This is a genomic window from Hymenobacter gummosus (genome assembly GCF_003970915.1).
In the GTDB taxonomy this organism is placed as follows: Bacteria; Bacteroidota; Bacteroidia; order Cytophagales; family Hymenobacteraceae; genus Solirubrum; species Solirubrum gummosum.
Genome location: NZ_RXOF01000012.1, coordinates 51,327 through 72,850, shown reverse-complemented (window position 1 = coordinate 72,850; position 21,524 = coordinate 51,327). Strand labels below are relative to the sequence as shown.

18 protein-coding genes and 1 tRNA gene are annotated in these 21,524 nt (G+C 65.6%); 8 read left to right on the top strand and 11 right to left on the bottom strand.

Annotation, left to right across the window (positions count from 1 at the left end; translation table 11 throughout):
* Positions 1-318 precede the first annotated feature (318 nt).
* Both EJV47_RS18965 and EJV47_RS18960 read left to right on the top strand, forming a co-directional pair.
* Positions 319-1,062, top strand: a complete 744-nt coding sequence (locus EJV47_RS18965; RefSeq protein WP_126694754.1) for a hypothetical protein — start codon at positions 319-321, stop codon at positions 1,060-1,062.
* A 160-nt stretch (positions 1,063-1,222) separates the two neighbouring features.
* Positions 1,223-1,930 (top strand): hypothetical protein, encoded by a 708-nt coding sequence (locus tag EJV47_RS18960; protein WP_126694753.1) that lies wholly within the window; start codon positions 1,223-1,225, stop codon positions 1,928-1,930.
* A 101-nt stretch (positions 1,931-2,031) separates the two neighbouring features.
* Here EJV47_RS18960 and EJV47_RS18955 read toward each other — a convergent pair whose 3' ends face one another.
* From EJV47_RS18955 to EJV47_RS18935, 5 genes are all read right to left on the bottom strand, one after another.
* Positions 2,032-2,547: a hypothetical protein gene (locus EJV47_RS18955; RefSeq protein WP_126694752.1), complete on the bottom strand. Its 516-nt coding sequence runs from the start codon at positions 2,545-2,547 to the stop codon at positions 2,032-2,034.
* Positions 2,548-2,664: 117 nt separating this feature from the next.
* Positions 2,665-4,362: an ABC transporter ATP-binding protein gene (locus tag EJV47_RS18950; protein WP_126694861.1), complete on the bottom strand. Its 1,698-nt coding sequence runs from the start codon at positions 4,360-4,362 to the stop codon at positions 2,665-2,667.
* A 413-nt stretch (positions 4,363-4,775) separates the two neighbouring features.
* Positions 4,776-5,615, bottom strand: a complete 840-nt coding sequence (gene truA, locus EJV47_RS18945) for a tRNA pseudouridine(38-40) synthase TruA (protein WP_126694751.1) — start codon at positions 5,613-5,615, stop codon at positions 4,776-4,778.
* A 172-nt stretch (positions 5,616-5,787) separates the two neighbouring features.
* The gene (locus EJV47_RS18940; RefSeq protein WP_207895931.1) at positions 5,788-6,345 is read right to left on the bottom strand and encodes a GNAT family N-acetyltransferase; all 558 of its coding nucleotides are present in this window, start codon (positions 6,343-6,345) and stop codon (positions 5,788-5,790) included.
* Positions 6,345-7,544 carry a thiolase family protein gene (locus EJV47_RS18935; protein WP_126694750.1) on the bottom strand — a complete coding sequence of 400 codons (1,200 nt, stop codon included), beginning with the start codon at positions 7,542-7,544 and terminating at the stop codon, positions 6,345-6,347. Before EJV47_RS18935 ends, EJV47_RS18940 begins: the two co-directional genes overlap by 1 nt.
* A gap of 79 nt (positions 7,545-7,623) precedes the next feature.
* Here EJV47_RS18935 and EJV47_RS18930 point away from each other — a divergent pair, with 79 nt between their 5' ends.
* A complete protein-coding gene (locus tag EJV47_RS18930; protein WP_126694749.1) occupies positions 7,624-8,091 on the top strand; it encodes a DUF4293 domain-containing protein in 468 nt (155 codons plus the stop codon).
* A 153-nt stretch (positions 8,092-8,244) separates the two neighbouring features.
* Here the strand turns inward: EJV47_RS18930 and EJV47_RS18925 are convergent, their stop codons facing one another.
* From EJV47_RS18925 to EJV47_RS18905, 5 genes are all read right to left on the bottom strand, one after another.
* Positions 8,245-9,195 (bottom strand): proline and serine-rich protein 1 family protein, encoded by a 951-nt coding sequence (locus EJV47_RS18925; protein ID WP_126694748.1) that lies wholly within the window; start codon positions 9,193-9,195, stop codon positions 8,245-8,247.
* Between the two features lie 239 nt (positions 9,196-9,434).
* On the bottom strand, positions 9,435-11,486 hold the full coding sequence (locus EJV47_RS18920) for an OmpA family protein (RefSeq protein ID WP_126694747.1): 2,052 nt from the start codon (positions 11,484-11,486) through the stop codon (positions 9,435-9,437).
* A gap of 125 nt (positions 11,487-11,611) precedes the next feature.
* A complete protein-coding gene (locus tag EJV47_RS18915) occupies positions 11,612-12,106 on the bottom strand; it encodes a hypothetical protein (RefSeq protein ID WP_126694746.1) in 495 nt (164 codons plus the stop codon).
* Positions 12,107-12,370: 264 nt separating this feature from the next.
* Complete coding sequence (locus EJV47_RS18910; RefSeq protein ID WP_126694858.1) at positions 12,371-13,228, bottom strand: (Fe-S)-binding protein; 858 nt, start codon at positions 13,226-13,228, stop codon at positions 12,371-12,373.
* A 198-nt stretch (positions 13,229-13,426) separates the two neighbouring features.
* Positions 13,427-14,800 (bottom strand): 4Fe-4S dicluster domain-containing protein, encoded by a 1,374-nt coding sequence (locus EJV47_RS18905; RefSeq protein ID WP_126694745.1) that lies wholly within the window; start codon positions 14,798-14,800, stop codon positions 13,427-13,429.
* 166 nt (positions 14,801-14,966) lie between these two features.
* Between EJV47_RS18905 and EJV47_RS18900 the strand changes: the two genes are divergently transcribed.
* The 5 genes from EJV47_RS18900 to EJV47_RS18880 all read left to right on the top strand — a co-directional run bounded on the left by EJV47_RS18900 (position 14,967) and on the right by EJV47_RS18880 (position 20,346).
* A tRNA-Phe gene (locus EJV47_RS18900) sits at positions 14,967-15,039 on the top strand.
* Between the two features lie 360 nt (positions 15,040-15,399).
* The gene (locus tag EJV47_RS18895) at positions 15,400-15,786 is read left to right on the top strand and encodes a hypothetical protein (protein ID WP_126694744.1); all 387 of its coding nucleotides are present in this window, start codon (positions 15,400-15,402) and stop codon (positions 15,784-15,786) included.
* 96 nt (positions 15,787-15,882) lie between these two features.
* Entirely contained in the window at positions 15,883-18,297 is a 2,415-nt protein-coding gene (locus tag EJV47_RS18890) for a TonB-dependent receptor (RefSeq protein ID WP_126694743.1), read from the top strand.
* 55 nt (positions 18,298-18,352) lie between these two features.
* Positions 18,353-19,912 (top strand): PepSY domain-containing protein, encoded by a 1,560-nt coding sequence (locus EJV47_RS18885; protein ID WP_126694742.1) that lies wholly within the window; start codon positions 18,353-18,355, stop codon positions 19,910-19,912.
* Between the two features lie 14 nt (positions 19,913-19,926).
* Positions 19,927-20,346 carry a hypothetical protein gene (locus EJV47_RS18880; protein WP_126694741.1) on the top strand — a complete coding sequence of 140 codons (420 nt, stop codon included), beginning with the start codon at positions 19,927-19,929 and terminating at the stop codon, positions 20,344-20,346.
* Between the two features lie 5 nt (positions 20,347-20,351).
* Here EJV47_RS18880 and EJV47_RS18875 read toward each other — a convergent pair whose 3' ends face one another.
* Positions 20,352-21,506, bottom strand: coding sequence for an efflux RND transporter periplasmic adaptor subunit (locus EJV47_RS18875; protein ID WP_126694740.1), 1,155 nt, complete (start codon positions 21,504-21,506; stop codon positions 20,352-20,354).
* Between the last annotated feature and the right edge of the window lie 18 nt (positions 21,507-21,524).

The following is a 21,524-nucleotide window of genomic DNA, read 5'->3' as shown; positions in this document are numbered from 1 at the left end:
AAAAACGCCTTCCTGCGGGAGCGGGAAGGCGTTGGCTATGGATTGAGGCGAAGAAAGGCTAGTCCCCCGCGCGCACGCCGCCGTCCCACCCGCAGCGGGCGGTTGTGGTAGTAGTGGCGGTAGTGAACAGGCCGAAGCGCATGGCGGGGAGTGAGGATTGAGCCTAAAGAAAGGTACTCAGCGGGTTGTACGCAAATTTTTTACGGCCGGCGGCTATGAATATATCCACACGGAATAGTATTTGCAGCGGCAGCGGTCCGGCCGTTTCGCTTCGCCGCGGCCTTTTTTCTGCCCATCCCACCCAATTTTCCGCTTGCTATGCTCAAATACCTACTTGCCCTGTCTGCCCTTTCGCTGGCCTGCAGCCCCGCGGCCACCGCGCAGCGCGGCGCCCGCTGCGTGCCGTACTCGGCCCTTTACACCACCATGCTGCTGGCCAATGGCCACTACTGGCATTGCAGCAGCCCCGACACCGTGGAGCGGCCCTTCGAGCCGAGCCGCTGGGGCTTTTTCTTCGGGCTAGCCGGCGCCCAGACGCGTCACGGCTACTTCGGCGGGGCCGAGCTGGAGGGCACTTACCGCCTGAGCCCCGCGGCGCAGACCGGGCTGGTGGCCAACGTGCTCGTGCCGCAGCGCATCGTCTCGAACCTGGGCGTGCGTGACGCGGCCAAGCCCATGCTGGGCCTGTACACCCTGTCGAGCCGCACCCGCCTGTTCGTGCTCGACAACTCCCGCCTGCGGCTGAGCCTGCTGGGGGGCGTGGGGGCCGGCGTGGCCACCCTCGCCGACCGCGCCCAGCAGGTAGCCGACCGCGGGCAGGAGGCCGACTGCGGCTGCGAGCCGAGCACCCACGCCAAGACGCTGGCTACCTCGGTGGGGCTGGTGGCGCAGGCCGGCTCTTCGCTCACCTACAAGCTGCGCTCCGACCTCTGGCTGACGGCCAATGCCTACTACCAGCAGTGGGCCGGCGCTACGCGCTTTGGCCGCCAGGCCGATTTGTCGCCCTGGATGCTGAGCCTGGGCGTGACCATGCCCGACCACTGGAAGCCCGCGGCACGGTAAGTTTCTGCCCCTCAGCGCCGCCCCCGGCTTTTGCGCCCCCGCCGCCCCGTTTGCCGGGCGGCGGGGCGTTTTTTTTCGGTGCCGGGCAGCCATACTGCCGGCCGTCATCTGCCGTTATTGCGCCGTTATTCCCCTTTAATAGCTCGTTGGAGCGTATTGCATGAAGCATCTTTTTCTTTCCGCCGCGCTGCTACTAGCCGCGGCCGGCACCCAGGCCCAAACGGCCCCAGGCACCTTCCTGCTCACCGGCAGCCTCGGCTACGACAGCCGGGTAGATGAAACCTCAGCCACGCAGAGCAGCCCGATCAAGCGCACCGTAAAGAACAGCCAGCTGAACCTGTCGCCGCGGGTGGGGGTGTTTGTGGCCAACCGCCTGGCCGTGGGCGTGCAGGCTGATTTGAGCTGGCAGAAGGCCGAAATGCCGGATGCTTATTACTCCTCCCCCTCAGGCCTGCCGCAGTTTGCCGACCGCACGGACCGCTCCAAGGGGGCCAGCATCGGGCCATTTGTGCGCTACTACCAGATGCTGGGCGAGAAAATGGGCTTTTACGGGCATTTGGCCGGGGGCTATACGCGCGCACAGGGCAGCACCACCTACGAGGGGCCGGCCAGCTACAACAACGGTAAGTACGTGACCAAGGGGGGCTTTGCCAATCTGACGCCGGGCTTGGTGTACTTCCCCAGCAACCGCATTGGCCTGGAAGTTTCCCTCGGCAACCTGAGCTATTCCTCCAACACCGGCAAGCAGGAAGAGCCTGCGCTGCCCGACGCGCCCCAAACGCGCACCTCCTACTTCGGGGCCCGTTTTGGCCTGTCGCAGCTGCTGCTGGGCGTTTCCTGCCACCTGGGCGGCGGTAGCAGCAACTGATTAGGTTGCGGCACGCGGCTAAGAGCTAGCGGCGAGTTTCCCTCCTCAGCCGAGGAAGGCAACTCGCCTTGGTCTTTAGCTCCTAGCTAGCCGTACGGTACTCACTGCACCGTCGCCAGCACTTCGGAGGTGCCGTTTTCGGGGTACTGCTCCACAAACACGTTGCGCAGCTTCAGCTTGCGCTTCTCCGCCTCGTCCTTCACGGCCGAGTACAGCTGGCCCGGGGCGAGCATGAAGCTGGCGTCGGTGCGGGCACGCAGCACTTTCTGGCCGCCCGCAAAGACGCGGTACCGGTAGCCAATGGGCAGCCGCTGGGTGGTATCGGGCACGACCAGGCCCACGAAGGCCTCTACCGGCTGGCCCTGCTTTTCCACGTCGTTGTAGAAGATGTTGCCCAGCACGCCCCGCACGGTGCCGCGGCGCTGCAGCTCGGCCACTTCGCCGGTGAGCTTGCCAAACTCGGCGTTGGGTACGCCCTTGAACGGCTTGCCGGCCAGAAACACCGGCTGCTCAGTGGTCAGCAGCTCCACCGTGGGCGGCTTCAGCCCGCCCAGCCACACGTAAACCCCGACGAAAACGGCCACCAGCGCGCCGCCAATGATGAGAAACCAACGCATTAGAAAATGGTGAAATGGTGAGATGGTGAGATGGTGAGGTTGATGGTCGGGAGGCGTGGGGCTGCGCATTTCGCGCAAGCCGAACGGCACTCACCAATTCACCATCTCACCATTTCACTAAACCGCATACTGCATCTGGTACAGTTCGGCGTAACGGCCGCCCAGGCGCAGCAGCTCCTCGTGCTGGCCGCTTTCCTTGATTTCGCCGCGGTCGAGCACGATGATGCGGTCGGCTTTCTGGATGGTGCTCAGGCGGTGGGCAATGACCAGGGAGGTGCGGCCCCGCATCAGCTTCTCGATGGCCTCCTGAATCATTTCCTCCGTCTCGGAGTCGACCGAGGACGTGGCTTCGTCGAGGATGATGATGCGCGGGTCGTACACCAGGGCGCGCACGAAGCTGATGAGCTGCCGCTGCCCCACCGACAGCGTGGAGCCGCGCTCCATCACCTTGTACTGCAGCCCGCCCGGCAGCCGCTCGATAAACTTATCGGCCCCGACGAGGCGGGCGGCCTGCCAGATCTGCTCCTCCGTGATGTCGTCGTTGCCCAGGGTAATGTTGTCCTGAATTGAGCCGTTGAACAGGAACACGTCCTGCAGCACTACGCCGATGTGCCGGCGCAGGGCTTTCAAATCATACTCGCGCAAATCGTGGCCGTCGACGCAGATTTCGCCCTTCTGAATGTCGTAGAAGCGGCTGAGCAGGTTGATGATGCTGGTTTTGCCCGCGCCGGTGGCGCCCACGAAGGCCACCGTCTGCCCCGGTTTCACCTCGAAGTTGATGTCCTTGAGCACCCACTCCGGCTCGTTATAGGCAAACCAGACGTGGCGGAAATCCACCGCGCCCTTGAGCGTGGCCGGCTGCCGGGTGCCCTCGTCGGGAATGAAGTCCTGGCTGTCGAGCAGCTTCAGCAGGCGCTCGGTGCTCACGAGGCCCAGCTGCAGGGTGTTGAACCGGTCGGCAATCTGGCGGATGGGCCGGAAAAACAGCGCGTTGTACATGATGAAGGCAATCAGCGCGCCCTTGGAGATGGTGCCCTCAATCTGCCCGTGTGAGGCGTACCACACCAGCAGGCCCACGCCCACCGCGCCCAGCACCTCGGCCACCGGGAAGTACACCGAGTAGTAGAGCACCGAGCGGATGTTGGCGGCCGTGTGCTCCTTGTTCAGGGCCTCGAACTTGCGGAACTCCCGCTGCTCGTTGTTGAAAATCTGCACGATGTTCATGCCCGTCAGGTGCTCCTGCACGAAGGCGTTGAGGTTGGCCACCGCCGTGCGCACCTCCTGGAACGACTTCTTGACCTTCTCCTTGAACACGTAGGTGCTGAACAGCAGCGGCGGAATCACCGAGAGGCTCACCAAGGTCAGCCGCCAGTCGATGTAGAACATGAAGGCCATGATGAACACCAGCTGCAGAATGTCGCCAATCATGGCCGCCAGCCCTTCGCTGAACACGTCCGAGAGGGTTTCCACGTCGGAGATGTTGCGCGTGACCAGCACCCCGATGGGCGTGCGGTCGAAGAACTGCAGCCGCAGATTCAGGATGTGGCGGTAGAGGTCCACCCGGATGTCGCGCACGATGTACTGGCCCAGCCAGCCGCCGTAGTAGGTCTGCAGGTAGCTCACGCCGGTATTCAGGGCCAGCAGCCCCAGCAGCAGCGCCACCATGCGGTTCAGCCCCGGCCAGTCCTCGTTGCTGATCTGCACATCGACCATGCGCTGAATCAGGAAGGGGCGCACCGTGCCGAGAATGGCGGTGGCAATGGTCAGGAAAATCAGCAGCACGAACACGCTGCGGTAGGGCCGGATATAGACCATCAGGCGCCGCAGCACCTGCCAGTCGAAGATGTTGCCGGCTTTGGCGGAGGTAGCGGCGGGCGCAGCAGATTCCACGGGCAGCAGGTGGGGGGTTAGGTGGGCGGAGAATGGGTACGGAGGTAAACCGCCCAAGCGGGCCGCAAGTTACGGCGGCCCGGGTAGCCCCGCAGCCAATGGCAAAAAGAACGTCATCCTGAGCATGTCGCGCATCAAGCGAGGACGAAGGACCTTCCTCTTACCCAGCCAGAACGATAAAAGCGCAGCCACCAACGCCCAATCGTCCGGGCCGCGGTAGCTGCGCTTTTATCGTTCTGGCGACGTAACGTCTGCACGTTGTTATCAGCGGCAGTGCGGGGTAAGAAGAAGGTCCTTGGCTACGCCTTCCTGCGGTTCGCTCTGCTCAGAATGACGTTCTATCTATCCTTTTCCGGCTGCTGCCAGTAAAACGGCTGCAGCTCCGCATCCGTCACGAAAAACGGCTTTTCGGCCGACTCCTGGCCCGGCAGCAGCACCTCCGGCGGATACTCTACCCGGCTCAGAAACAGCCCGTGCGCTGCCGCCGCCCCGCTGGCCGCAATGCGCTGCTGCCGGTGCAGTACGTCGGCAAAACCGGCGGGCGTGAGCTTGCCCCGGCCCACGTCGAGCAGGGTGCCCACCACCAGCCGCACCATGCCGCGCACGAAGCGGTTGGCCCGGATGCGGAACACCAGCCCGTGCGGCGTGGGGTGCCAGCCCGCCTCGTGCACCCAGCACACGTAGTGCGTCTCGGCGCCCTTCACCTTGGAAAAGGCCGTGAAGTCGCGCTGCCCGACTAGGTGCCGGGCCGCCTCGTTCATAGCCGCCACGTCGGGCGCTTTGTCGAGCCACAGGGCCTGGTCGCGGCGAAACGGGTCCCGGCGCAGGGCCACGTGGTACTCGTAGGAGCGGGCCACGGCCGAGAACCGGGCGTGGGCGTCGGGCTGCACCGGCGTGAGGGCGTAGGCCCCGATATCCGAAGGCAGGGCGCGGTTCAGCCGGTACAACAGCTGCTCCGGGCTCAACCCCTCCGGCAGCTCCGCGTCGAAGTGGGCTACCTGGTGGCTGGCGTGCACGCCCGAATCGGTGCGGCCGCTGCCGAGCGAGTACACCGGCTGCCGCAGAATCTGCGAGAGGCGGCGGTCCAGCTCCTGCTGCACGGTCGGCATGTTGGGCTGAATTTGCCAGCCCTTATAAGCCGTGCCGTCGTAGGCGAGTTCGAGAAAATATCGTGGCATACACTTCAGTGTGTGCTGCGGCCAACGGCCGCAATCCGGTTCTGCCTGTCAGCACGACGCCCGGCGGCGCGGTTTCGCCTTGCAGCTTTCAAGCATGATGGTCAACGGCGCGGTTCCGCCTTGGCGCCTGCGGCGCCAGCACAAGCTAAACCGAAGGTCGACGGAGTCAAGCTTATGCTACCACCAAGGCGTACAGCAGGCCGTCGACCGTCTGCCCGTCCTTGGTAATGCTCTTGCGCAGCCGGGCCTCGAAGCCGAAGCCGGCCTTTTCCAGCACCCGCGCCGAAGCCGGGTTATACTCGAACACCGTGGCGTACAGCCGGCACACATCAAAGTGCGCCAGGGCGTAACCGGCCAGCGCCCTGGTGGCCGCCGACACGATGCCGCGGCCCCAGTAGGCCCGGCCCAGCCAGTAGCCGATTTCGGCTTCGCGGCGGCTGATGTCGTCCTTAAACAGCACGCTGATGCTGCCCGCCGCCTCGCCGTCAACCTCGATGCACAGGTGCAAGTCAGCCGCGCCGATGGTGTTGACGAACAGCACGTAGCCCTCGGCATCAGCCAGGGAGTAAGGGTGCGGAAACCGGTCGCGCAGGTTGCGCCAGATGTCCCGGTCGTTGGCGTGGCGGGCCAGGGCGGGCGCGTCGGCGGGCCCGAAAGGGCGCAGCCGCGCGCCGGCTACCGGCAGGGGCAGCTCGGGCCGCCGCGGGTCGGTAGCCGGCGCGGTGGCCACTACAGCTTCTCGTAAATCACCGCGGCCCCCTGCCCTACCCCGACGCACATCGTGGCCAGGCCGTAGCGCACGTCGTCGCGGCGCTTCATCTCGTGCAGCAGCGTGGCCGTGATGCGCGCCCCCGAAGCCCCCAGCGGGTGCCCGATGGCAATGGAACCGCCGTTGACGTTGACTTTGCTCGGGTCCAGCTCCAGCTCCCGCACGCAGGCCAGCACCTGCGAAGCAAAGGCCTCGTTCAGCTCGATGAGGTCCAGGTCGTTGATGGTCAGCCCGGCGCGCTGCAGAGCTTTGCGGGTAGCCGGAATCGGCCCCACGCCCATCACGGACGGGTCCACGCCCGCCACCGCCGACGAAACCACGCGGGCCAGGGGCTTGAGGTTGAAGCGGTTCAGCGCGTCTTCGCTTACCACCATCACCGCGGCGGCGCCGTCGTTGATGCCGGCGGCGTTGCCAGCCGTAACGGTGCCATTCGCGATGAACGCCGGCTTCAGCGTCGCCAGCTTTTCCAGGGCCGTGGCGCGGGGATGCTCGTCGGTGTCGAACATTACGGCCTCGGTCTTGGGCTGGGCCACGAACACCGGCACGATTTCGCGGCGGAAGCGGCCCTTCTCGAAGGCGCGCTGGTACTTGCGCTGCGAGTCGAAGGCCCACTGGTCCTGCTCCTCGCGCGTGATGCCGTACTGCTTGGCCACGTTCTCGGCGGTTTCGCCCATGGTGAACGGGTGGTGCAGCTTGGCCAGCTTGGGGTTCACGAAGCGCCAGCCCAACGTGGTGTCGTGGGCGGTAAAGTCGCGGCCGAAGGCGGTTTCCGACTTGGCCATGACGAACGGGGCGCGGGTCATGCTCTCGGCCCCGCCGGCCAGGTACACGTCGCCGTCGCCCGAGCGCACGGCCCGGGTGGCGTCGATGATGCTCTGCAGGCCCGAGGCGCAGAGGCGGTTTACCGTTACGCCCGCTACCGACAGGGGCAGGCCAGCCAGCAGGGCGGCCATGCGGGCCACGTTGCGGTTGTCTTCGCCGGCCTGGTTGGCGGCACCGATGATGACGTCTTCAATGGCTTGGGGGTCGACGCCGGGGTTGCGGCGCATCAGTTCGCGCAGCACGACGGCGGCCATGTCGTCGGGGCGCACGGCGCTGAGGGCGCCGCCAAATTTGCCGACGGGCGTACGCACCGCGTCGACGATATATGCTTCAGGCATTGGGTGAATGCGGGTTAGCGGAGTCTTTTGGCTACTTTTGCCGGCCCGTCGGGCCGACCGTTCGCTCATAACAACAAAGATGATACAAAGAATCCAAAGCGTTTTTCTGCTGCTGCTGGCAATCTGCATGGTGTGCGTGCTGTTTCTGCCCCTCTGGACCAAAACCGACCCGCAAACCCAGCAGACCGTCACGCTCACAGCCACCCAGCTGACCTCGTCGGTACCCGGCCAGGCGCCCGTGGGCACCTACGCCATTGCCGGCCTAGCCGTAGCCAGCATCCTGGTGGCCCTGGCTGAAATCTTCCAGTACAAAAAGCGCATGACGCAGCTGATGCTGGGCTCCCTGAATATGCTGCTGATTTCGGCCACGCTGGGCGCCAGCTTCTACTACTCGTCCATGGGCGAACAGATGCTGAACGTGAAGATTCCCGGCGAATTTCAACCCGGCTTCTACCTGCTCACGCTGCCCCTGCTGCTGAACCTGCTGGCCAGCCGCTTCATCCGCCGCGACGAACGGCTGGTGCGCTCCATGGACCGCCTCCGCTAAGCGCGGAAATTGCCCTGAACGCCGTGGTGCCACGACTCCCAAAGTCGTGGCACCACTTTTTTTGCGCAAAAGGGTAATTGCTTTGCGGCTAAACAGCCGGTAATGGATGGTGCCACGACTTTGGGAGTCGTGGCACCATCCATTACCGGCTGTTTAGCCGCGGTTCTGCTCGATGTACTGCTGCATCTCGCGGATGCTGCTGTCGAAGCTGAACGTGTCGTACACGCGGTAGAAGTTCTGGCGGTCGGCCACCCGGCTGTAGGCGTATTTGGCCAGTTCCAGCTTGCCCTGGTCGAAATCGAAGCCGCTCTGCAGCAGGCGGCGCAAATCTTCGCTGCGGATGTCACTGTCGGCCAGCGCCTGTTTGGCCAGCAGCACTTTCTGGTCGCTGAAGGAGCGCGCCCGCACGGCCTGAATCAGCTGGTCGGTTTCCTGCGTCGTCAGCAGGTGGCGGTAGTTGTTGCCGTAGCCGACCTGCCCGTAGCCACCTTGTCCGTAGCCCCCATTATTGCCCGGCTGCGGGTAGCCGTTGTTGCCAGGCTGTGAGGGGTAGCCCTGGTTGCCGGGCTGCGGCGGGTAGCTGTTCACCGGCGGCTGCGGATACGGCGCGCTGCCACCGCTGCTGTACGGGCCGTCATCGTCGCGGCCGTACCAGTCGTCGGCGCGGCCGGGGGCGGGCCAGCTGTTGGCCCCACCGAAGGGCGTGGGCTGGCACTGGTAGCCGTAGTCGTCGGGGCGGCCGGGGCCGCGGCCGCCGGCCCAGCCGGGCAGCGGGGCTTCGCTCACGCGCTGCAGCAGGGGCGGGTAGCCGCGGCGCGTCACCAGCACGAAGCGGGTTTCGCGGCCGGGCAGCAGCTGCACCTGGGTGCGGTAGTTGAGCACGCCCCCGTTGGCCGGAATCTGGAACTCGGCCCAGTGCGTGCCGGGCGCCAGGCGGTTGAAGCGCACGTCGGTCATGCCCGCACGGCCCCCGATGCGGTAGCCGTCGAGGCGCAGGCGGAAGGGCAGGCCGCGCTCGGAGCGCACCACCAGGCCCGCCGGTACGGCCAGGGCCACCTGCGCCATCAGCAGCAGGCTCAGGCCCAATAGTAAGATTCGTTTCATAGCTGTAGGAGCAGAAATGCGGCGCCGGAATAGCCCCGCGTTTCTGCCCTAAGCCAACTACTGTGCCAAGCCGTATACGCTGCGGTAGCGCGAAGTTGTACTTCGCGTATCGTTGCTGCCGCTCGGACGATTTTCATTCACCCGTACCGTTCCACGATACGCGAAGCACAACTTCGCGCTACAAAAAAGCCCCTGCATCGGCTGATGCAGGGGCTTTCTGATTTACGCTGTTACCGAACTTAGTTGCCGGCCGGAGCAGCGTTGATTTTGGTCACCTTGAACTCCGTGCGACGGTTCTTCTGGTGCTCCTCCTCGGTCTTGGCAGTCTTCACCACCGGACGGGTCTCGCCGTAACCTTTGGCCGTGATGCGAGCCTTCGGAATACCCTTCGAGATGATGTAATCCACGGCCGACTGAGCACGCTTCTGCGACAGGTCCTGGTTGAACTTGTCGTTGCCGCGCGAGTCGGTGTGCGAGCTAAGTTCGATGTTGATGTCCGGGTTGTCGGTCAGCGTCTGCACCAGCTTGTCCAGCTCGGTAGCAGCATCCGGGCGAATATCGGCCTTATTGTAGTCGTAGAAGATGTTTTCCACGACGATGGCCTTGTTCACGACGATTTTGTCGAGCGTCAGCGTCACGGGGATGCTGATGTCGTTCATCTCGTTGGGCAGCTGATCCTGCGCCGGCACGCGGCCCACGGTGCTCACGCCCTGACGGGCCGTAAAGTAGCCGCTGCGGTCAGCCACGAAGGAGTAGGTAGCCGAAGTGTCCAGCTTCACCTTGAACGAGCCATCGGCCCCGGCCTGCACGTCCTGCACTTTCTGGCCGTTGGCGCCCAGAATCGTGACGGTTTCGCCGGCCAGCGGCTCGGTGGCGCCGGTTTTGGCGTCCTTGCCCAGCACTTTGCCTTCGGCGTAGAAGGTCACGAGCTTGAGCGGCTTCTTGCGGAACATGTACAGGTCGTCCGAACCTTTGCCACCGGCGCGGTTAGAGGCGAATACGCCCATGTCCTTGCCCGTCACGTAGGGGGCGAAGTCGTCCCCGGTGCTGTTGATGGGGGCACCCAGGTTCACCACTTTGCCTTTCTCCACGCGGAACAGGTCGAGCTTGCCCAGACCGGGGTGTCCATCGGAGGAGAAGTACAGGGTGCCGTCGGGGCCCACGGCCGGGAAGTTCTCGTTGCCGGCGGTGTTGATCTGGTCACCCAGGTTCTCGGGGGTCGAGAAGCGGTTGTTGGCGCCCAGCGTCGACTTGTACAGGTCGTTGCCGCCCTGGCCGCCGGGGCGGGAGGAGGCGAAGTACAGCGTCTGGCCGTCGGGCGAGAGAACCGGCGAGAAGTCGTCGGCCTTGCTGTTGTTCACGCCGCGCACCAGCTCGGGCTCCGTCCAGGTGCCGCCGCGGAAGTACGATACGAACAGGTCCACGCTCATCAGGCCCTTTTTGGAGCCGTCGTTCGAGCGGGCGAAAATCATCATTTTGCCGTCGGGCGAGAAAGTCGCCGAGGCTTGGTGCATGTTGGGCTTGTTGAACACCGGCTTACCAGCGTCCTTGTCGCTCTTGGCCGGAGCCGGGGCCGGCGCAGTGCCGGTAGCACCCGCGGCCGGAGCCGGCGTAGCAGCGGCGCCGCCGCCCATGGCCACCGATTCGTAGGGCATCACCGTGCCGCCGGTCATCTTCTCGGCGTCATCGAACTTGATGGCGTACAGGTGGTTGAAGCCTTCCCCGTTGCCGAGGTACTTCTTCCCGTCGCGGCCGGAGGCGAATACCAGCTCCTTGGTGTCGGGCTTGATGGTAGCGCTGAAGTCCGAGGCGGCCGAGTTGATCTGGTCCAGGGGCATCACCTCGTTGTTGTTGCGCTGGGCCAGCAGGGTGGTGGCGGCCTGCGCATTCTGGGCTTCGCGCTCGGCACGGGCTACCAGCGTGCGGTTGGTGCCGCTGGTGGCGTACTGCTGAAACTGCGTAGCGGCTTCCTCATACTTTCCGTTTGCCTTGAGAGCCTGCGCGTAGTAGAACAGCGCGTCGGCATTTTTCACCCCACCATCCAGTGCGGCCTTGTAGTAGGACTCGGCCTGCTCAATGCGGTTCGACACGCGGTACGCCTCGCCGATTTTGTAGTTGGCCGTGGCAACATCCTTGCCCTTAGCCACGTCGGCCTTGTAGAGTTCGATGGCGGTTTCGTATTCGCCACGCGCAAAGCGCTTATCGGCCTTGCTCAGGCCGCCCGACGCGGCGCAGCCGCCCAGGACGGCTACCGTGCCAGCAGCTGCGCAAGCAACGATGAGGTTCTTCATAAGGTGGTAGAAAGAGAGAAGGGTGGTGGTTGGGGTGGAGGCTCGGGTGAACCCTCGATGCCCAAATTGGGGCTAGCAATAATACTAAGTTTGGTTAGGATTTCGCCGGTACCCCCTTTTTTTTCCTAGTTGCCAGCAAAATAACGGGCCAGCCAGGTCGTTGCGGCGGGGGCCGGCCAAGCCGTTTCCAGCGCCCCGCGCTGGGCCACTGTGTTGTCGAAATACGGCGAATCGGGCCGCAAAACGCCGCTGGCCACGGCTTGCTTCAGCTCCCGGCGCGGCACGAGTTGTACCTGCCCATCGGGCGTGAGAAAAGCCAATTCTTCCTTGGCCAGCAGGCTCAGGCCCAGCCGGGCTTCCAGCTCGCGCACGAAGCGCACGGAGGCGTCGATGGAGCAGCCGCTGGCGTCGGCCACGGCCTCGTCGAGGCCCAGGATGAGAAACTGGCGGTGCCGGAACTCGGCGGAGGCGCGCAGGGTGCGGCCGTGGCTGGTCCAGGCTTCGCTAAACTGCTGCAAAGCGGGCTGCACGGCGGTCAGCTCCGCGTCGGTAAGGGGTCGGCTGGCCTGGTATATCCAGACGCGGGCCGTGGCGGGGAGTTCGTGAAAAGCGACGAACATATAAAAGTGCTATTCGGGCATGGCCGCGCCATTCTGGCGGGGCTCGTCCCAAAATGAGAAGGCCCGCGCCCCGGACAAAAGTTCCGGCGGCGCGGGCCTGAAAGATAGACTACAGATTCGGGATGCGAGCTGTAGCGCGGGCTTGGCTACGCCTTCCTTCGGTTCAGCCCGCGTTTGCCCGCACAGTTGTCGTAAAACGATTACCGTGCAGTATCCCGGGCTTACTATCTGACGGATGCGAGATAAAGCCCGCGCTACAGCTGGTTAGGCATTGATGCCCTCGGCAGAAGCTACCAGCTCGGCCAGGTCGAACACCTGCACCGAGCCTTCCCGCTCCTTGTTTTTCACCCCGTCGCTCATCATGGTCATGCAGAAGGGGCAACCCACGGCGATGATGCCATTGTCGGACTTCTTCGGAGCGGGCGTGGCGCCGGCGTTGCCGCTTTCCACGCCGTAGAGGGCGTCCAGAGCAGCCGCGTCGCCCTCGAGGGTGGCCAGGGCTTCCTCGGTGCGCTCCACGTTGATGTCCTTCTTGCCGCGCTCGGGCTCCTTCCACATCTGCGCGCCGCCGGCGCCGCAGCACAGGCCGTTGGCTTTGCTGCGCTTCATTTCCACCAGGTCGGCGTCGAGGGCGGCCAGCACCTCGCGCGGGGCCTCGTAGATGTCGTTGGCCCGGCCCAGGTAGCAGCTGTCGTGGAAGGTGATGCGGCGACCCTTGTAGGACTCGCCGCCCTGCACCTTCACCCGGCCCTCGTTGATGAGCTGCTGCAGGAAGGTGCTGTGGTGGATGACCTCGTAGTTGCCGCCCAGCGCGGGGTACTCGTTCTTAATCGTGTTGAAGCAGTGCGGGCAGGCCGTCACGATCTTCTTGATGTTGTAGCCGTCGAGGGTAGCAATGTTGGTGGCCGCCTGCATTTGAAACAGGAACTCGTTGCCGGCGCGCTTGGCCGGGTCGCCGGTGCAGCTTTCCTCCATGCCCAGCACGGCGTACTTCACGCCTACGTGCTCCAGAATGCGCACAAAGGCGCGGGTCACGCGCTTGTACCGGTCGTCGAAGGCGCCGGCGCAGCCCACCCAGAACAGCACCTCGGGCGCTTCGCCGCGGGCGGCCAGATCGGCCATCAGCGGCACGTTTACTTGTCGTTTTTCCATTGGGGTCATGGGGGCTTGGGGTCTTGGGGGCTTATTTCACCCGGCCGACACACCCGCAAGCCTTAAAAAGTAGAGTCTTTGGTTTATAGAGTCTTTAGGCTTCAATACTTGGGACTTTATGTAGTAGGGATGGTCGAACATCAGCCAAGACCCTAAGTCCCCAAGCCCCTAAGACCCTTTTTCAGCCACGTACAGGTCGTCGGCCCAGTTGAAGCGGTCGGAGGGCGAGAAGGCCCAGGGGGCGCCGTTGTTTTCGATGTTGGAGAACATCACGTTCAACGACTGCGGGGCGGCGGTTTCTTCCAGCACCAGGTAGCGGCGCATCTCGATGATGCTGTCCAGCGGGTTGATGTTGACCGGGCAGGCTTCTACGCAGGCGTTGCAGGTGGTGCAGGCCCACAGCTCCTCGGGCGTCACCCGGCCGTGCACCAGCGTGCCTTCCTCGCTCACCTGCATGCGCTCCTCGCCCTGGTAGTTGTTGGGCGCGAAAATCAGCGGGGAGTTGAATTTCTCCTCCATCCGGTCGCGCGTGTCCATGATGATTTTGCGCGGGGAGAGCAGCTTACCGGTGATGTTGGCCGGGCACACCGAGGTACAGCGGCCGCACTCGGTGCAGGAGTAGGCGTTGAGCAGGTTGGTCCAGGCCAGGTCTTCCACGTCCTTGGCCCCGAACCGCTCGATAACCGGGTTGCCCTCGGCGTCGACGGGGGGGGCAGGCACCTGGTAGCTCGGGTCCATCATCGACTTCACCTCGTGGGTGATGCTGTCCACGTTCGAGAACTGCCCCTGCGGCACCAGCCGCGAGTAGTACACGTTCGGGAAGGCCATGATGATGTGAAAGTGCTTCGACGAAGGCAGGTAGTTCAGGAAGGCCAGAATGCCTACGATGTGAATCCACCAGCCCACGCGCTCCAGCACGTGCAGGGCCGTCACGTTGTCGGACATCAGCCCCACCAGCAGGGCGCTGACGGGGAAGGTACCGGGCATTTCCCGGCCTTCGAGCTGGTGCAGCTTGAGGTCGGCCGCGTTCATGGTGAACAACGCCAGCATCAGCGCCACTTCGATGTAGAGGATGATGTTGGCGTCGAGCTTGGGCCAGGCGCGCAGCTCCACGCCGGTGAGGCGGCGCACGGGCTGCTGCCGGTTGCGGCGCCACCAGAAGGCGGCCACGGCCACGATGACCAGCGCGCCCAGCACCTCGTTGGTGGCCATCAGCACGTCGTAGCCCGGGCCGAGCACCTGCAGGATGCGGTGCGAGCCGGCCAGGCCGTCAATCATGATTTCGATGACCTCGATGTTGATGACCAGAAAGCCCACGTACACCACCATGTGCAGTAGGGCGGGCGTGATGCGCTTGAACATCTTCTGCTGGCCAAAGGCGACGAGCAGGGTCTTGTTGATGCGCTCGGACACGGAGCCGCCCATGCGGCGGTCCTTGCCCTGCATGATGTTGGCGCGAATCTTTCGCACCTGCCAGACGAACAGCCCGATGCCCAGGGCTGCTACCAGCAGAAAGAGAATTTGTTGAAGCACTTGTACCACGGAACGGGGGGGAATGGTGGGACGGCAAGATAGTAGGCATGCCGAATACTTTTGCTACGCACACAAAAGTATTCCGTTTTCGCGGCAAGATTTTTTTTGTTCGAAAACTTGCATTGTGAATCTGCGTTTGTAGTTTTGCGTCCCAATCAGCCACCAAGGCTGCCCTGGTGATGTAGCTCAGCTGGTAGAGCAAAGGACTGAAAATCCTTGTGTCGGCGGTTCGATTCCGTCCATCACCACAGAAAACCCACTCCGCATTGTGCAGAGTGGGCTTTTGCTTTTTCGGCGGTTTGCTTTCAGGTCCAGCCAGGGCTGCTGGCCGGGCCCGCAGCGGCAGCCGGGCCCCACAAAGGACTGCTAATCAACACTGAACCAGCAGCGCCCGAATAAGGTCTACCGCCTCACCGTGGTGGACTATGACCTTTGACAGTGGTATCTGGCCCCTAATGCCCGCAACAGGGCTCCACCCGCCGCAATAGCTGCTTGATGAGTTGCGGGAACCCGGAACCGGCCGGGGTTTGGGCAGCGGCTGGCTTGGCTTTCGGGCGCGCAGACCGTTCCTTTGTGCTTTCGTGGCCCTGCCGGCCCGGCCTTTGCCCATGCGCCAACTCGTTGCCTGGTTACTGCTGCTTTCCCTCTCGGTGCACTGCGCCGGGCGGCTGGGCATTGTGGCCAGCTGGTGGCTAAACCGCGACTACGTGGCCCGGGTGCTGTGCATCAACCGCGCCAAGCCGCAGATGCGCTGCAACGGCAAGTGCCACCTGCGCAAGCAGCTGCAGGCCGCCGACGCCCGCGAAGCCAAGCAGCAGCCGGGCAGCAGCAAGCAGGCCTTCCAAGAAATCGTGCTGGCCTGCCCGGGCCTGCCGACGGGGGCACCGCAGGAGCCCGCCTGGTTTGCCGACGCCCCGCCCCGCTACGCGGAGCTGCGCGTGCCGGTCTACGCCTGGATTGGTCCGGGCCTCGACCACCCGCCCCTCCGGGGCTGATAAACCCCTGATTTTCTCGGAATCAGGCCGCTGGGTGCGACTGGCTGGGGCGGCTGCCCGGGCCGGCGCCCGGCGGCCCTCATCAGCCTTTGTATCATGCAGAAATTATCAGCCCTGCTGCTGGCCACTACGGTGTGCCCGGCGGCCTGGGCCCAGCAACCCGTTTCGGGCCGCGTCTTCGACGCTACTACCAAAGAACCCCTCGTCGGGGCCACCGTGCGCACCCTGGACGGGGCCACCGGCACGGCTACCTCGGCCACCGGCGCGTTCAGCCTCCCCGCCCCTGCCGCGCAGCTGGTGGTAACGGCCGTGGGCTACGAGTCGCAAACCATTGCCGTACCGGCCGACGGCAGCCCGCTGCGCGTGGGGCTGGCGCCGGCGGTGCAGGACCTGCAGACCGTGGTGGTGACGGCCTCGCGCGAGGCCCAGCTGCGCACCGAAGCGCCGGTGGCTATCAGCAAGCTCGCGCCCACCATCGTGCAGGACACCAAGCCGACCTTGCTGGCGGAGCTCATCAACAAGGTGCCGGGCGTGGTGATGCTCAACTACGGCAACGAGCAGCACGGCATGGGCATCCGGCAGCCTTTCGGCACTTCGGCCTACTTCCTCTACCTGGAAGACGGGGTGCCGCTGCGGCCCATGGGCGTGTTCAACCACAACGCCCTGCTGGAAACCAACCCACTGGCCATCAACTCCATCGAAGTAGTGAAGGGCCCGGCTTCGTCCTTGTACGGGCCCGAGGCAGTGGGCGGGGCCGTGAACGTGCTGACCAAGCGGCCGACCAGCGTGCCCACGGCCAGCCTGGGCGGGCAGGGCGACCAGTACGGCTACCGGCGCCTGCAGTTCGGGGGCGGCGGCATGATTACCAGCAAGCTGGGGGCCTACGTGAGCGGCTACCTGGCCCGGCAGCGCAATTCCTGGCTGGCCTCGTCGGACTACGACAAGCAGGCCGTGAACGGGCGGGTGGAATACGCCCTGACGGCGCGCCTGCGGCTGACGGCGGCCGCCTCGTACAGCAACTACGACTCGCAGACCAGCAGCGCCGTCGACAGCGTGGCCTACTACCGGCGGGAGTACTCCTCGACTTCCGACTTCACCTACCGCCGCACCTACGCCCTGCGCGCCCGCCTCACGGCTAAACAGCAGTGGAACGCGCAGCACGCCACGACGCTGACGGCCTTTTTCCGCGACAACCGCATCGGGCAGAACCCCAGCTACGGCATCCGCTGGAACCCCACGCCCTCGGCCACAAACGACCCGACCCAGGCCCGCGGGGAAATCAACGTCAGCGCGTTCCGCAGCTACGGGCTGATTGCCCAGCACAGCGTGCGGTTCAACTGGCTGAACTCGCGCCTGCTCGGCGGGGCCAGCTTCGACCTCTCTCCTACCCGCTACGACGCCCACCAGCTGGACCTGGCCGCCCAGCTGCGCCCGAACGGCCGCTCGGTGGCGAAGTACACCGTGCTGGCCGAGCGCCCCGACCTGCCCATTGCCGACTACGACACCCAGCTGCGCAACGCGGCCGTGTACGCCCAGCTCGACGTGCACCCCATCGGCGCGCTGCCGCAGCTGCAGCTGACCCTGGGCGGCCGCTTCGACCGCCTGGCCTTCGACTACCGCAACTACCTGGACCAGTCGACGGGCCAAAAGGCTTACCAGCAGGCCACCCCGAAAGCGGGGCTGACCTACGATTTGGGCAAGGGCCGCGGGCTGTACGCCAACTACTCGCAGGGCTTCGCGCCGCCGGGCCTCACGGCCATTTTCCGCAAGCGCCCGGGCACCGGCGTGGCGACGGGCGGGGTGAGCGTGCCGGCGGATTTCTACTACAACCTGCGGCCGGCGCGCTTCTACAACCAGGAAATCGGCGGCTGGGCGTCCTTGTTCGACAGTAAGGTGTACGTGGACGTGGCGGTGTACCAGCTCGATGGCCGCAACGAGCTGCTCAGCATCCGCCAGCCCGACAACTCCACCGACTACCAGAGCGCCGGCAAAACCCTGCACCGGGGCGTGGAGTACGGCCTGACCTACCGCCCGACCCGGGAGCTGCTGTTTCGCTTCGGCGGCACCAACGCCGTGCACCGTTTCGAGCGGTTTGTGCTCAGCACCAACGCCCGCGACGCGGTCCAGAACGTGGACGGGAAGCAGATGCCCCAGGCCCCGCGCTGGGTGGCCAACACCGAGCTGACCTACAAGCCGCAGTGGCTGCCGGGTCTGCGCGTGGCGGCCGAGTATCAGCGCATCAGCGCCTGGTACCAGGACCAGGTCAACCGCGTGAAGTACGATGACCGGGGCCTGTTCGGGGCCCGCGGGGTGAGCGTGCTCAACCTGCGCACCGGCTACAGCTGGCGCGAAACGGTGGAGGTATTCGTGAACGTGCTCAACCTCACCGACGAGCTGTACGCCACGGCTGCCACCCGCGGCAACAACGCTACCGACCGCAGCACCTACACGCCCGGCGCCCCGCGCACGGTGGCGGTGGGCCTGCAATACAACTTCAGCGGCAAGCAATAAGGATTCGTCCGGCCCGCTGGCCGCCGCGCCGCGGGCCGGACCAAGCTCTGTATCCATGGAAACTCTCAAGCACCCTGCGGTGCCTCCTACTTCCGCGCGCCCGGCGGGTCCGGCGCGGCGCTTCATGCAGCGCCACATGTTTCGCTGGCACCGCCTGCTGGGCCTTATTACCGTCGTGCCCGTCATCATCTGGACGCTGAGCGGGCTGGCTCACCCGCTGATGAGCAACTGGCTGCGGCCCAAAATTGCCCGGGAAACGCTGCCGCCCACGCCGGCCTTCCGGCCCGCCGTGCCGCTGCAGCAGGTGCTCCAGCGTCACCAGCTCGGCACCCTGCGCAACCTGCGCCTGGTGCGCTGGCAGGGGCAGCCGGCCTACCAGCTGCAGCTCGATGCGCCCACGGCCGCGCCGCGCTACTTCAACGCCAGTACCGGCGCCGAGCTGGGGCCTGAAGCCGACCGCCACTATGCCGAGCAGCTGGCCCGCTACTTCACCCAGGACTCCACCAGCCAGGTGCTCAGCGCCGAGCGGCTCACCGGGTTCGGCCAGGATTACCCCTTCGTCAACCGCCTGCTGCCGGTGTGGCAAGTCCGCTTCGCCGCGCCCAACGGCCTGACGGTGTACGTGGAGACGATGCCGGCCCGGCTGGCGACGTTCAACAACCCTACGCGGGCAGCTTTTCTGCGCGCGTTCAGCCTCATGCACACCTGGTCGTGGCTGGAGCTGATTGGCTCCAACACCCTGCGCGTGCTGGTGATGGTGACGCTGCTGGGCATCATCATGGCTTCCACGCTCAGCGGGCTGCTGGTGTACGGCGTGCTGTGGGGCCGTTTCCGCCAGCCGCGCAAGGCCGGTGACCAGGTGGGCTGGCTGCGCAAAAACCACCGGCTGGTGGGCCTGGCCGTGTCGGCGGTGACGCTGACCTTCGCCTTCAGCGGGGCCTGGCACGCCCTGCGCAAGCTGCGCCCCGACGAGCGGCTGCGCTACCAGCACGCCCCCGCCGTGGCCGCCGCCCGCCTGGCCCTCGACCCCACGCAGCTGCCGCTGGCCTGGGAGCGGGTGCAGAACCTGGCCCTGGCCGAGTTCGACGGGCAGGTTTACTACCAGATTACCGAGCTGCCGGCCGGAGCCCCAAGCGGCCCGCAAACCGGCGCCAGCACCGGGCAGCCAATAGAAGCCGTGCAGCCGCCGACGGTTAGCTACTACAGCGCCGCTACGGGCCAGCCGCTGGCCGAGGGCAGCACCCGCTACGCGCAGTTTCTGGCCAACCGCTTCATCACCGACGCCGCGACGCCAGCCCCGGCCATTGCGCAGACCGCGCTGATTGACCACTTCGAGGGCGAGTACGGCTTCATCAACAAGCGCCTGCCGGTGGTGAAGGTGGCCTACGCCACGCCAACCAGGACCACGCTGTACGTGGAGCCGGCTACCGGCCGCCTGGCCGCCCGCGTCGACAATGCGGACCGCTACGAGGGGCTGAGCTTCGCCTTTCTGCACAAGTACCACGGCGTAGGCGGCCTGGGCAAAAACCTGCGCGACGCCGTGACCATGCTTTCGGCCGCGGGGGTGCTGGCCGTGTCGTTGCTGGGGCTGTGGCTGTTCGTGAAAGTCCGTTGAATCAGCCCGTTGTGATGACGAAAGGACTATTCATCGGCCTGCTGCTGGCCGTGGCCGGCTGCCACCCGGGCCCGGCCGAGCCGACGGAAGCCCAGCGCGCCGCCCAAATGCGCCGCCGCGTATTGGCCCTGCACGACTCCACCATGCTGCACATGGACGCCCTGACCAGGGAGCGGCAGCGCCTGGAAAAGCTCCTGACTCAGCTGGACACCACCGACGCCCGCCACCGCGCCCGGCTGCGGCGGCTGCACGGCGCCCTGGTAGCCGCCGATACCACCATGACGCACTGGATGCGCACCTACCAGGAGCCCGACACGGCCCTGCTCAGCCCCCATCAGTACGTGGATTTCTGGACCACCGAGGAAGCGGAGCTGCGCGCCCTGGCCCGGCAGATGGGCCGGGCGCTGGACTCGGCGGCTACCGTCGGGCCGTAGCGCGGCTATTCCTCCTCGGCGGCGTTTTTGAGCTTGCCCAGCAGCGCGTAGGCGCCCTCGGTGACAAAGCTGGTCCGGGCCGCATCGAGGCTGGGGGGCAGCTGCACCTGGGCGTAGCCCTCGGCCACGGTGCCGCGGCGCACCTCCACCAGGCGGAAGGAGGCGGGCGTCTTGGCCACGAACACGTACTGCCGGCCCTCGTAGTCGACCACGGCGGCGGCGGGCAGGGCGGGCACCCGCTCGGCGCTGGTTTCCACCACGGCCCGCACAAACATGCCCGGCAGCAGCTGCGGGTCGTTTTCCTTGTCGAGGTGGCCGTGGACGCGCACGGTGCGCTGCTGCGCGTCCACGGCCCGGCCGATGAGGTAGACTTCGGCCGTGCGCTGGGGCCCGGCACTGTCGCTGGCGACGGTGAAGTGAATGCGCTGCCCGTGCTTGAGCCGGGGCACGTCCTGCTCGAACACGGTCAGCTCCACGTGCAGGTGGCGCGGGTCGACCAGCTCGAACAGCGCGTCGGTGGGCGTCACGGCCTGGCCCACGCTCACGTTCACCGTTTTCACAAAGGCGTCGATGGGGGCGCGCAGCACGGCCGTGGTAGCCAGCGTCTTGGCACCCACCGGCAGGCCGGCCAGCCGCAACTGGGCCCGCAGCCCGGCCGCCTCCGCTTCCAGCACGTCCACGTCGGCCTGGGCGCTCTGCTGGCGCTTCAGGGGAGCCACTTCCTGCTGCACCAGCTCGCGCTGCCGGGCCAGCTCGGCGCGGGCGTAGCGCAGGCGGCTCTGCACCTCCAGGAAGCGCTGCTGCAGCTGCACAAACTCGGGGTTGCGGATGACAGCCAGCTCCTGTCCCTTGCGCACCTGCGTGCCCTGCAGCAGCGAGGTGCGCTCCACAAACCCGCCCAGCGGGGCGCTGACGGCCAGCAGCTGGTCGGGCGGCACGTCGAGCACCCCGTTGACCTTGATGCCCCCGCTCATCACGCGCTGCTCCAGCGGCCCCACCCGCACGCCGGCCAGCTGCAGCTCGTCGGGCGAGAGAGTGAGCTGGTCGGGCGCGGCTTCTTCGGTGGCGGCGGGCGGGGTGGTTTCTTCGGCGGCGGGGGTTTCGCGGCCGCAGGCACTGCCCAGCAGCAGCACCGTTATCAGAATCAAAAACTTAGGCATTGACAGGAAAGTCGAAGG